Source organism: Salinarchaeum sp. Harcht-Bsk1, assembly GCF_000403645.1.
In the GTDB taxonomy this organism is placed as follows: Archaea; Halobacteriota; Halobacteria; order Halobacteriales; family Salinarchaeaceae; genus Salinarchaeum.
The window spans coordinates 433,028-444,941 of the sequence record NC_021313.1 but is presented as its reverse complement, the minus strand read 5'-3'; the positions used below and the strand labels follow the sequence as shown (position 1 = coordinate 444,941).

9 protein-coding genes are annotated in these 11,914 nt (G+C 61.4%); 6 read left to right on the top strand and 3 right to left on the bottom strand.

What is annotated here, in order from left to right; translation table 11 throughout:
• Position 1: 1 nt before the first annotated feature.
• The 6 genes from L593_RS15205 (at position 2) to sufD (ending at position 7,276) form a co-directional block, all read left to right on the top strand.
• Positions 2 to 1,369, top strand: a complete 1,368-nt coding sequence (locus tag L593_RS15205) for a hypothetical protein (protein ID WP_081638625.1) — start codon at positions 2 to 4, stop codon at positions 1,367 to 1,369.
• Between the two features lie 97 nt (positions 1,370 to 1,466).
• A complete protein-coding gene (locus tag L593_RS15480) occupies positions 1,467 to 2,618 on the top strand; it encodes a hypothetical protein (protein WP_144060683.1) in 1,152 nt (383 codons plus the stop codon).
• On the top strand, positions 2,611 to 3,360 hold the full coding sequence (locus tag L593_RS15475; RefSeq protein ID WP_144060682.1) for a hypothetical protein: 750 nt from the start codon (positions 2,611 to 2,613) through the stop codon (positions 3,358 to 3,360). Before L593_RS15480 ends, L593_RS15475 begins: the two co-directional genes overlap by 8 nt.
• Before the next feature lie 268 nt (positions 3,361 to 3,628).
• Positions 3,629 to 4,552 carry an ABC transporter ATP-binding protein gene (locus L593_RS02185; protein WP_020445280.1) on the top strand — a complete coding sequence of 308 codons (924 nt, stop codon included), beginning with the start codon at positions 3,629 to 3,631 and terminating at the stop codon, positions 4,550 to 4,552.
• Positions 4,553 to 4,620: 68 nt separating this feature from the next.
• Positions 4,621 to 6,051, top strand: a complete 1,431-nt coding sequence (gene sufB / locus L593_RS02180) for a Fe-S cluster assembly protein SufB (RefSeq protein WP_020445279.1) — start codon at positions 4,621 to 4,623, stop codon at positions 6,049 to 6,051.
• 10 nt (positions 6,052 to 6,061) lie between these two features.
• A complete protein-coding gene (sufD, locus tag L593_RS02175) occupies positions 6,062 to 7,276 on the top strand; it encodes a Fe-S cluster assembly protein SufD (RefSeq protein WP_020445278.1) in 1,215 nt (404 codons plus the stop codon).
• 96 nt (positions 7,277 to 7,372) lie between these two features.
• Here the strand turns inward: sufD and L593_RS02170 are convergent, their stop codons facing one another.
• The 3 genes from L593_RS02170 to gap form a co-directional block, all read right to left on the bottom strand.
• Complete coding sequence (locus tag L593_RS02170) at positions 7,373 to 9,370, bottom strand: S9 family peptidase (RefSeq protein WP_020445277.1); 1,998 nt, start codon at positions 9,368 to 9,370, stop codon at positions 7,373 to 7,375.
• Positions 9,371 to 9,387: 17 nt separating this feature from the next.
• Positions 9,388 to 10,677 (bottom strand): phosphoglycerate kinase, encoded by a 1,290-nt coding sequence (locus L593_RS02165; RefSeq protein WP_020445276.1) that lies wholly within the window; start codon positions 10,675 to 10,677, stop codon positions 9,388 to 9,390.
• 97 nt (positions 10,678 to 10,774) lie between these two features.
• Positions 10,775 to 11,809 carry a type I glyceraldehyde-3-phosphate dehydrogenase gene (gene gap / locus L593_RS02160; RefSeq protein ID WP_020445275.1) on the bottom strand — a complete coding sequence of 345 codons (1,035 nt, stop codon included), beginning with the start codon at positions 11,807 to 11,809 and terminating at the stop codon, positions 10,775 to 10,777.
• Positions 11,810 to 11,914: the final 105 nt, after the last annotated feature.

The window sequence follows — 11,914 nt, the reverse complement described above, 5'->3', positions numbered from 1 at the left end:
CATGCCTTACCCAACACAGGTTCCCAACAGCATCGGTCATGTGGAGAGTATCAAGGATGAAACACTCATTGAGGATATCGGGGAATTCAAATATAATCCACCATCGCCTAAGGAGGCGAACGCCTTCGACTCGGTACCGGTTCGTGATTTGCCCGGTGCTGAAGATCTCGGACCTCCTTTCGTTAGTGTATACGGACTAGACGGTTCTCGAGTCGAGGTTCCCGTCGGCGATCCTCGGTTCGACAAGCGAATCGGCGTCATTGATATCGCCCTTGTCGAACTCGATTTGACCACTATTGATGAGCAGGCGCGACAAGCTTACGTGACCCCGTCGAAGGTCCGAAATCTCGGAGAGGAACATCATGTCCGGATGGCGCTACCGAGCACGAACACCAGATACAACGCGCCAACAGTGCACGAAAGCTGGAGATTGATGACGTTTCAGAATTTTCAGCAAAAGGAGGTATTCGGGCAATCGTTGTTCGATATTTACTATGACCTTCTGGACCGTGCCAATCGACTTGTCACCCACGGTCGCATTCGGCTAGAACAATGTCCTGCACAGGACTGTACCTACGGGCAGCAGTTTATTAACTCAACAAAACCCGATACCTGTCCCAAATGCGGGGCCAACATCTACCCAACAGATCCACTCAGGGTCCATGAGCGGGTGGCGGGGTCACAGTCTAATGAGGCCGCTTTGAACGTGTTGATGGGACTCATTGAACATATGGTACTTCTTGGAGCAGCTGATAGCATCTGGAACAAGAATCCTGAGCAGCTGGAAACAACGGCTTTCATCAAGGATGGCCCATTGGCCCAATTCGACACCGCAGCGTGGATTCACCAGCCCCTCCATAATAAACTATCTCAGTTTCAGAGATTTCTTCGGGACACTAATCGTGAACCTCTCGTATATATGGGCATACACAAAACAGGCGACTTCGCAGCGTATGCCCAGGAGGTTCGAGATTACCTAACTGGACCGACGGTATTGCCTTTCTCGAACGATGATATCTATGAGCACGTTATCGCTGGCGATCGGACGAAGGATTACGCCAAAAAGACGTACTACGGGAAGAACTTCCTTTACAAATCGGGGAAGGGCAATGGAACTGGACATTGTCTTCCGTTTCTTATTCCACGCCGATATCAAGGGGGCCGACTGGGTGAGAAGAAGGGTGAGATTGTGCAAAATGTGGATGCTTACACGGAGTTAGCTCGCGCAGTCAGCCTACTAGAGAGGCTTCGGACGGTTCAGCACAAAGATGGACTGATTCCACTCGTCTTGGCACATGAAGCTGCTTCAATCCCCGAAGAACTCGGCCGTAGGGTTTTCGGTCGAGTCGCTGAGGAGGTTGCACGATGAACAGGATTGTAGAACAACAAGAAGTATACCACTTTGCGATGAATATAAGGATAGCCAAGAGGGCTAATCGCGGATTCGCCCGTCGAGGTGAAATCCAATGAGTAACGAACTTACCGAGGAGGATATCATTGAGCGGATTCGCGATGGCCTGCGTGATGCAGTTGAGGGACAAAACCTTAGCTGGGAACATGGGACGCAGGTGAAGAAGCAGAAGTATGTCGACATAGCTCTCAACCACTCTGTCGGCTCTATCATGTCTAAAGAGGGTCAGCAGTCGCCAGTGACCAGAAGCTGGTACAAATATGGCTGTGTACAGACAGCCAGCACTTCCCGCGCGGCTTTCTCTCCCGATCAGACTCCCAACAATAGTATCGACGATGAGGAAATGTCTCTGGGACCTTTTGAACCTCCGGTTGAGTTGCTAGTCCCTGAGGAGGGAACAGGAGTTCCCCCGTCAAAGCATGATATTGCATCAAAGAGCACAATCGATTTCATGCAGTTTTTCACTCAGTCAGAATTGACACCACCGTTGGACGCGGAACATTGGGCAAAAATGTCGAATATTGAGTTTCTGCGACCGTATTATACTGAAACTGCACCGTCGGAATTTCGTGACTTGTATCTAGCCAATCTATCCCTTAGGGAGGTCCTCGGGCGCGCATTCGAAACGGCACGATTGGCAGAGCGTAACCGGGCCGACCTACTCACCGGCTCGACGGAGCTTGAACTTGACTGGACACCAGATACATACCTCCAGACGGCTGGGCAGGCAGCTGTTGAACTTCGACTGGCTATTCGCTCGAGTCCAATCGTACCCGACGGTCTCATTGATCCCGTCACCACATTTACCGATCTGATCGAAGATGTTCTATTATCGTTGACCGACCTAGAGTTAACCGAAATTAGGCCAATGCATTACCGGACCTTGAAGCAGATTGATGAATTTCTTGATGCAACTATCTGGGAATGGATTGCCAGATATATCTCATATGCGACTGTGGTAGGTCCACAGGCAACCTCCTGGCGAGAAGGTTCTCGCGAGCGCTTTGCGACGTTTGCATCAACTTGCCCAGGCCAAATTGATGAGCTACGGGAAAACATCAATCAAAGAGGGCTGCTGCCCGCAATAGATGGCTATGCTGGCGCATCTATTGAGAACAATTCCGCTGAACAGTTCATGAATGTTATTGACGAAGCTGCCATTCGGGAATTGGAGTTGGAACCAACATCTGGTGACAATTATGAGTGAAGGAACATATCCTTCGATAAAGACTGGGGAGGTTTTCCTTGACACTTCTGTCATGTATGATTACACGAAGGATGCGGTTCCAGAGGCGCAAAAGCTGTTTGAAGAATATACCTCTATTGTGAAAGCGACATGTCAATGCGCCGAGGAAGAATACCGCAATGTCGCTAAACGACGAGCGGAAGCCATTGATAAGTGCGAAGAGTTTGCTGCAGATAATCCTCTTGAAGACTATTCTTTCAGCAGCCTTGAATTCTTGACCGATAATGACCGAGGGGCTCTCCGCAACTATCGGGATTCTCTGTTACGTAGGCATTCAGAGCTAGAGGCCCTCCGCCGGCTAAATGAGCGAAAGCGAACCTACGAACGGGGGGTCGAATTGCTGTTTGATGAGGAAGATGCGTTAGTCACCGTACGTGATACAGATTTCCACCAATCTCTTGAGGATCGATTTAAGATTGATATTAAAAACGGAAATGACCGAGTGATTCTCTGTCACGCAGCTGATTGGCACGTCGATGAGTACGGAAATGCGTTTACGACTTCCGACGCCGACGACTTTGGTGAGGATGGGGAACTCGGGAGATACCTTGCGACGGATGGCGGCGAGCTCCCGGATTCACTCGATGAATTTGACCAGCCACCACTCATTGAGCGTATCAATGATTCTATTCAGTCTGAATACAATTCCAGCAACTGGCTACATATTCTCAGTCTCTCCCGCTTCCTTGATGCAGCCGAGTAATACTATATCGGGGAACTCGGTGTTCTAAGTGGCAACACGCCTAACTCCGTAAGAATCACGGGAGTCTTGTGTCTGTATGCTGCGAAACTACGCTGAACCGCAATTGAGCTGGCATCGGAACTCCTTCCGACACAGACAAGCCCCGTTCTGTCCGCCTGCCTTTTCAGTGCCACGCGTATCGAGAAAATATTTTGGCGATTCTGAAAGCGCTTTGCGGTCGATTACGAAAGCATTATGGGCGCCTCGGGCCCTCTAGTTGACCGACAAGATGGCACGACTCGAACTCAGCCAACTAGAGGCCCGAGTGGCCGAAGAGGACGGCGAAGTGATTCTCGAAGGCGTCGACCTCGAGGTCGAGGCCGGCGAGATTCACGCCCTGATGGGGCCGAACGGGAGCGGGAAGTCGACGACCGCGAAGGTCATCGCGGGTCACCCCGCGTACGAGGTCACCGGCGGTGAGGTCCTCCTGCACCTCGAGGAGGGCGACTTCGGCGGCGACGTCGAGATCCCCGAGGACAAGCAGACCTGGAACCTGCTCGAGCTCGAACCGAACGAGCGCGCCGCACTCGGCGTGTTCCTGGGCTTCCAGTACCCCGCGGAGATCGAGGGCGTCACGATGGCGAACTTCCTCCGCACCGCGCTGAACGCCAAGCTCGAGGAGCGCGAGGAGCTCTTCGAGGACGAAGACGAGGAAGCGGAGGCAGACGACGAGGGCGAGGATGACGAGGGCTACGAGACCTCCCCGATGGAAGGCCCCGCCGACGAGGGCGACGTCGGCGTCGCGGAGTTCCAGCAGATCCTCCAGGAGAAGATGGAGCTGCTCGACATGGACGAGTCCTTCGCACAGCGGTACCTCAACGCCGGCTTCTCCGGCGGGGAGAAGAAGCAAAACGAGGTGCTCCAGGCCGCGATCCTCGAGCCGGAGATCGCCGTGCTCGACGAGATCGACTCCGGGCTGGACATCGACCGCCTGCAGGACGTCTCCGACGGCATCAACGCCCTCCGCGACGAGCAGGGCACCGGCGTCCTCCAGATCACCCACTACCAGCGCATCCTCGACTACGTCGAGCCCGACCGCGTCCACGTCATGCTCGACGGCAAGATCGCCATGAGCGGCGGTCCCGAGCTCGCGGAGAAGCTCGAGGACAAGGGGTACGACTGGGTGCGCGAGGAAGTCTACGAGGCCGCGTAACCAATGACGGTTACGCGAAGCACGCACCGTGAACAGGACTATACCCGCGGAGCGACCATGATCGATCAATGAGCTCAGACGAGAACGAACTTCAGCAGACGAACACCGAGGAACGGTTCGACTTCCGCAAGGAGCAGTCCGCCGCGGTGACGTCGGGGAAGGGCCTCGACGAGGAGACGATCCGACTCATCTCCGAGGACAAAGACGAGCCCGAGTGGATGCTCGAGCGACGCCTCCGTGCGCTCCAGCAGTACCACGAGCTGCCGATGCCCGTCGACTGGCCGGGTGCGCCCGACCTCTCGGGCCTCGACATCGAGCAGATCGTCCCGTACATCCGACCGGACGTGGAGGCGCGCGACGCCACCGACGACTGGAACGACCTGCCCGAAGAGATCCAGGACACCTTCGACAAGCTGGGCATTCCCGAGGCCGAGAAGAAGGCACTCTCCGGCGTCGGCGCCCAGTACGAATCGGAGGTCGTCTACCAGAACATGCAGGAGCAGTGGGAGGAGAAGGGCGTCATCTTCTGCAACATGGACGAGGCCGTCCAGGAGCATCCCGACCTCGTCAAGGAGTACTTCATGACGAAGTGCGTGCCGCCGAGCGACAACAAGTTCGCGGCGCTCCACGGCGCCGTCTGGTCCGGCGGCTCCTTCGTCTACGTGCCCGAGGACGTCACCGTCCAGATGCCCGTCCAGGCCTACTTCCGGATGAACTCCGAGGGGATGGGCCAGTTCGAGCACACGCTGATCATCGCCGAGCCCGGTTCCGAGGTCCACTACATCGAGGGCTGCTCGGCACCGAAGTACGCCGCGCACAACCTCCACTCCGGCGGCGTCGAGGTGTTCGTCAAGGAGGACGCCCACGTCCAGTACTCGACCGTGCAGAACTGGTCGAAGAACACCTACAACCTCAACACCAAGCGCGCCATCGCCGAGAAGGGCGGGCGCATGGAGTGGGTCTCCGGCTCGATGGGATCGAAGGCGACGATGCTGTACCCCTCGACCATCCTCAAGGGCCGCGGCGCGAGCGACAACCACATCACCATCGCGTTCGCCGGCGAGGGCCAGGACATCGACACCGGCGCGAAGGTCTACCACAACGCCCCGGACACGCGCTCGACCGTCGAGTCCAAGTCCATCTCGAAGGACGGCGGCCGCACGAACTACCGCGGTCTCGTCCACATCGCCGACGGCGCCGAGGACTCCTCGACCGCCGTCGAGTGTGACGCGCTGATGTTCGACAACGAGTCGACCAGCGACACGATGCCGTACATGGAGATCGAGGAGTCGAAGGTCGACGTCGCCCACGAGGCCACCGTCGGGAAGATCGGCGACGAGGACGTGTTCTACCTCCAGAGCCGCGGGCTGGACGACGACGACGCAAAACAGATGATCGTCTCGGGCTTCATCGAGCCGATCACGGAGGAACTGCCGATCGAGTACGCCGTCGAGCTCAACCGCCTCATCGAGCTCGAGATGGAGGGAAGCCTCGGGTAAGATGTCCGCCATGAGCACGCAGGTACACACCGCGGTCGACGAGAGCACAGTCCGCCAGATCTCCGAGGAGCTTGGGGAGCCCGAGTGGCTCCTCGAGACTCGCCTCGAGGCCCTCGACGCGCTCGAGGACCTGGACATGCCCGACGTGATTCGCACGCCGGGCCGGACCTGGACGAACCTCTACGATCTGGACTACGAGTCCTTCGTCGACCCGCTGAACGCGGCGGAGGAGAAGGACCAGGAGGGCCCCGACGACGTGGAGGTCCTCTCGATCGCGGAAGCGGTCGAGCAGCTCCCCGACGTCCTCGAGGAGCACTTCGGCTCCGTCGTCGATCCCCAGGAGAACTACCTCACGGCGCTCTCGACGGCGCTGTTCTCGACTGGCACCGTGATCTACGTCCCCGAGGAGGTCGACGCCGAGGACGTCGCGATCCGGACGCGAATGAACAGCCAGTCGCTGTTCAACTACACGCTCGTCGTCACGGAGAAATCGTCGTCCGTCACGATTCTGGAGCGACAGTCCACCGGTGACACCGAGGTCGAGGGCGAGCGCTTCTACAGCGGGGTCGTCGAGGTCGCCGCAGGGGAGAACTCCCACGTCCAGTACGGCGCGCTCCAGAACCTGGACGAAGAGACCTACAACTACACCCTCAAGCGCGCCGACGCCGGGACCTACTCCACGGTCTCGTTCGTCGACGGCAACCTCGGCTCCCGGCTGACGAAGACCGAGGTCTCCACCGAACTCAACGGAGACGGGGCCGAGACGAAGATCGTCGGGGCGTTCTTCGGTCACGACGACCAGCACTTCGACCTCGACTCGAAAGTCTGGCACCGCGCCGAGCACACGACGGCGGACCTCGTCATGCGTGGCGTCGTCGACGACGTCGCCCGCTCGGTCTACGAGGGCGTCCAGGACGTCGGCTCGATGGCCTGGGACACCAACTCCTACCAGCGCGAGAACACCCTGATGCTCAGCGACGAGTCCGAGGCCGACGCCTCGCCGAAGCTGATCATCAACAACCACGACACCGAGGCCTCCCACTCCGCGACCGTCGGCCAGGTCGACCAGGAGGACCTCTTCTACATGACTTCCCGCGGCGTGGACCAGAAGGCCGCCCGCGACATGCTCGTCGAGGGCTTCTTCGTGCCCGTCCTCGAGGAGATCGAGGTCGAGGAGCTCCGGGACGACATCCAGGAGCTCGTCTCACAGCGGCTGGCCGAGTAGATCGCGCTTCAGCCCACCGTTTTTGCGATTCGTTCCGTCCGATAGGTGCCCGGTAGAAGGATCCCCGATCGGCTCCGACTCGCCGAGGGGCGCCGCCTATCGGTCGACCAGGACGCCACGGTCGTCGAGCGCCGAGAGGACCGCCGGGACGTCCGCCTCGCCGAGTACGTCGTCGACGAGCAGTCGCGGGTCGTAGGGGTACTCCCCGGTCGCTCGCTCGTAGAAACTTGGTCCGAGGTCCCGGAACTCGACGGACCCGACGGCGTCGGTCGTGCCGGCTGCGTAGAGCGCGTGATACGCGGCGACGCCCTCGCCGAGGAGGTGGACGTCGTCCGCGGCAGTTTCTGACCGGAGGAATGCTACCGCCCTGGTGACGTCGAACACCCGATCTCCGAACAGCGATCCTCCGAGTTCCAGCGCTCGGTGGCCGAGCGTGTACTCGGTGCCGTAGATCTGGTCGTGGTCGTTCGGCCCGAACGCGTACCACGTCGGGATCTCGCGGTGCCGGACTGCGCCGACGCCGCGTGGATCGAAGACAAGGGCAGCGCCGTGCTCTCTGGCGATCGAGATCACCTCGTCGCTCCGGGCGGGGAGCGCACCAGTCCCCTCGTCGAAACAGAGCACCGCCGGACGATCGATGGCGGTGTTTGGATCCGCAACGAGCACGCCGGTTACGACGATCGGTGGATCGCGCTCGCTCATGAAGAAGATGCGCTGCACGTCGAGATCGCCGACCTCCTGTCGAGCCGTGACTCTGGGGTTTCGCTCGCAGCGATCGCGAGCGAGGTCCAGTCGTTCCCGAAGCGCGCCCTCGATTCGTTCGGGGTCGTATCCGTCGTCGATCGAGGCTGCCGCGTTCCGTCGCTCGTCGACGAATGCTGCAACCACGTCGCCGAGTGAGCGTTCGTCCTCGAACGCGGCCCGGACGCTCCCCGTCGCGGTGCACCGAAGCGCGTCTTCGTCAGCGAGATCGTGCCCTTCGATCGGCGTGTATGGCTCGTCACCGAGGTGCGCACAGAACCACGCGAATAGCTCCGCTCCGATCTCGTACACGGACGCGTGTCCGGCGTCGGCCACGATCACCTCGAGGCGCTCGGTGGCGTCGTACAGCTCGTAGATTCGCTCGGCGCGGTCAGCCACCTCCTCGACGCCCTCGATCGGGAAGAAATCGGAGGCGGCGGCACCGATGCAGACCGGCTTCGGAGCCATCCCGGTGAGGACGTCGTCGGCGTTGACGCCGTTGGGAATCGCACCCGTCAGGATCTGTTCGGGGTCCCCCGTCTTCCCCGTCGCGAGCCACTCGGAACGTTCACAGACCGCGCAACACGGCGCCGCGACAGCGACGCGGTCGTCCAGCAATCCGAGATACGTGGTGAGGATCCCCCCGCCGGACGTACCGGTCGCCCCGAGTCGACCCTCGTCGACGTCTGCTCGTTCCGCGAGGTAGTCGAGTCCCGCCTGGGCGTCGGCGATCATGAACCGGGCGACGTTGCCGCCAGCGAAGTAGCACTGCTGGCCGGCGTAGGAGTGGCCGTACACGCCGGAGTGGACGTGTGGATCGCTCGCGTCGGGCGCGTCGTACTGGCGACGCTCGCCGAGACAGATCGGGTCGTAGATGAGGACGACAAACCCCTGTCGGACGAGTTCGATGCACGCTTGCTGGTTTAGCTCGTCAGTTTTCGCCGGTCCGAGGTGACCACACGAGAAGAGCACGGCCGGGTGCGGCCCGTCGGCGTCGGGCACGTAGCAGTTCGCGGTTACGTGGAAGTCTTGCAGGCTCTCGAAGGTGATCCGATCGACGTGATAGCCCGCCCGCTCGATGGTCCCGTGGCGCTCGACGCCGAGGTCGTCGGGTCGGTCGGGCAAGCCGCCAAGGCTCGCCAGCACCGTCGATCGAACGTCCGCACGCCGCGCCTCGAAGGCTGCCTTCGAGTCGATCGATCGTTTGGTCGTCCGTTCGTTGGTGAAGAACCGGTTCGCCGTCTCGGTGAGGTAGCGCGACAGCTGGTCGCCGACGTCGTAGTACCCGTCGACGCCGGGGCCGAACCCCTCGATCCGGACTGGGCCACTGTCGTCCGATTCGTCGGTTCCCATCGGGCTCCCCGTGTCCGTCAGCCGTCCATCCGCTCGGCGGCCCGTTCTAGCGCGTCGACGCCCACGAGTCCCTCGCCGGTCAGCGCCTGGAGGTACGCGCCGCCGGCGATCGAGAGGTGGTCGAAGCCGGCCGGATCGAGATCGTACATCGGCACGGTCCGGGCGGTGTCGCCGCCTCCGACGACGCAGAACGCGTCGGACTCGCCAGCAGCACGGAGCACTTCCACCGTCCCGTAGCTGAAGCGCTCGTCCTCGAAGACGCCGAGGGCGCCCTTGACGAGCACCGCGGCGGAGTCCTCGACGATCGGTCGGTAGGCCTCCACCGTCTCGTGACCGATATCCATGTACGAGACCGTCTTCTCCTCGACGTCCACGACGGCGTGCTCGGCGCGCTCGCCGTTCTCGTCCTCGTACGCGAGGTCGACCGGCGTCTCGATGCGGTCGCCGAACCGATCGAGGACGTCGGCGATGAGGTCCTCGTTCTTCTCGTAGTTCTCGTCGTAGAGGTCGGGACCGTCCTCGAGGTCGTGGCCGACCGGATGGCCGCGGGCGCGGAGGAACAGTTCGCCGACGACGCCGCCGAGCAGGAAGGTGTCGACGGTGTCCTCGAGGTGGTCCATCGCGGCGATGACGTCCTCGGCCTTGGTGCCGCCGAGGACCATCGTCACGTCACCGTCGAACTCGCGGCGCTCGACCGAGGTGTTGTACTCGTACTCGTCGGCCATCACGGGGCCGGCGTAGGAATCCATCACCTCGGGGAAGCCGACGATCGAGGCGTGGGAACGGTGGGCGACGGAGTAGCCGTCGTTGACGTAGCCGTCGAAGGCCTTCGCGAGCGTGCGGACGAACTCCGTCTGGGCCTTGACCTCCGGGGGCTCCTCGGGTAGTTCGCCGTCGGTCATCCGGACGTTCTCGAGGAGAATCGCCTCGCCGGTGGTGTCGGCATCGCCGGCGGCATCCTCCGCGCCCGCACTCGCGGCGTCGGGATTCGGTTCCAGGTCGGCGATCGCTTCGACGGCTTCCTCGCCGAAGGTAGAGGGCACGTACTCGATTTCCTCGCCGACGAGGTCGGAGAGGATGAACGCGTGCTGTTCCAGGCCGGTGAACGTGTCTCGACCGGGGCGGCCCTGATGGGCCATGATCGCGAGGGCGTGCCCCGCGTCGAGCAACTCGCGGATCGACTCTGCGTGGCGCTCGAACCGGCGGGTCGACTGGACCTCGCCGTCCTCGATCGGCGCGTTGACGTCGATCCGGACGAGGAGGCGCTGTCCGGGATCGAGTTCGTCGGTGGTGTGGAACGCGGCCATACTCGTTGCTGCGCGGGAGCGAGGCAAAAAAGCGCCGGAACGTTCGGTCGCAGAAGGGGGTCGTTTCGTCGCTGGGGCGCGCTGGCCCCGGTTCGCCTCAGGCCTCGGCCGCCTCGGTCTCGGACTCGGCGACGACGTACTCGGCGAGGTCGAGCATCCGGTTGGCGAACCCGAACTCGTTGTCGTACCAGGCTAGCACCTTCACCTGGTTGCCCATGACCATCGTCGACTCGGCGTCGACGATCGACGAGTAGGGCTCGCCGACGATGTCAGACGAGACGACCTCGTCCTCGGTGTAGCCGAGCACGCCCTCCAGTTCGCCGCCTGCGGCGCGTTCGAGCGCGGCGTTGACCTCCGACTCGGTGACGTCGGCTTCCAGCGACACGACGAAGTCCGTAATCGAGCCGTCGGGCACGGGCACGCGCATCGCCATGCCGTCGAGTTTCCCCTCGAGCTGTGGGAGGACCTCGGTCGTCGCCTGCGCAGCACCGGTGGAGGTCGGGACGATGTTCTCGGCGGCGGCGCGGCCGCGGCGACGCTTGGCCTTCGGGCCGTCGATGAGGTTCTGGGAGCCCGTGTAGGCGTGGGTCGTCGTGAGGACGCCCGACTCGATGCCGAACTCCTCGTCGAGGACCTTCGCGACGGGGGAGATGGAGTTCGTGGTACAGGAGGCGTTCGAGACGACGTCCTGGCCGTCGTACTCGTCGTGGTTGACGCCGTAGACGACCGTCAGGACCTCCTTCTCGCCCTTGGGCGGTGCGGAGATGATCGTCTTGTCGGCGCCCGCCTCGACGTGCTTGATCGCGTCCTCGTGGGTCCGGAAGAGGCCAGTCGCCTCGAAGGCGACGTCGACGTCGAGTTCGTCCCAGGGGAGCTGTGCGGGGTCCTTCTCGGAGAAGGTCGGGAAGGCAGTGCCGTCGACGACGATATCCTCGCCGTCGAGTTCGACGCCTTCGGTCGTGCCGTGGACGGTGTCGTACTCGAGGAGGTACGCCATGTCGTCGACGTCCATGACGTCGTTGATGCCGACGATGTCGACGGTGTCGCTGTCCAGGGCAGCGCGGAAGACGTTGCGCCCGATGCGTCCGAAGCCGTTGAGACCGACGCGAACGGTATCACTCGACGTGCTCATAGTAGAATTGTGGCGAGTCGTGGGTAAAGTATTTGTCTAATGGACTGGCGAGTACACTTTCCTTACCTGGCGGCTCACCCCTTCGGAGCCGCCGGCACGTCCACC

Coding starts and splice junctions, on each gene's coding strand:
- L593_RS15205 (WP_081638625.1), top strand. CDS start 2: ATGCCTTACCCAACACAGGTTCCCAACAGCATCGGTCATGTGGAGAGT.
- L593_RS15480 (WP_144060683.1), top strand. CDS start 1,467: ATGAGTAACGAACTTACCGAGGAGGATATCATTGAGCGGATTCGCGAT.
- L593_RS15475 (WP_144060682.1), top strand. CDS start 2,611: ATGAGTGAAGGAACATATCCTTCGATAAAGACTGGGGAGGTTTTCCTT.
- L593_RS02185 (WP_020445280.1), top strand. CDS start 3,629: ATGGCACGACTCGAACTCAGCCAACTAGAGGCCCGAGTGGCCGAAGAG.
- sufB (WP_020445279.1), top strand. CDS start 4,621: ATGAGCTCAGACGAGAACGAACTTCAGCAGACGAACACCGAGGAACGG.
- sufD (WP_020445278.1), top strand. CDS start 6,062: ATGAGCACGCAGGTACACACCGCGGTCGACGAGAGCACAGTCCGCCAG.
- L593_RS02170 (WP_020445277.1), bottom strand. CDS start 9,370: ATGGGAACCGACGAATCGGACGACAGTGGCCCAGTCCGGATCGAGGGG.
- L593_RS02165 (WP_020445276.1), bottom strand. CDS start 10,677: ATGGCCGCGTTCCACACCACCGACGAACTCGATCCCGGACAGCGCCTC.
- gap (WP_020445275.1), bottom strand. CDS start 11,809: ATGAGCACGTCGAGTGATACCGTTCGCGTCGGTCTCAACGGCTTCGGA.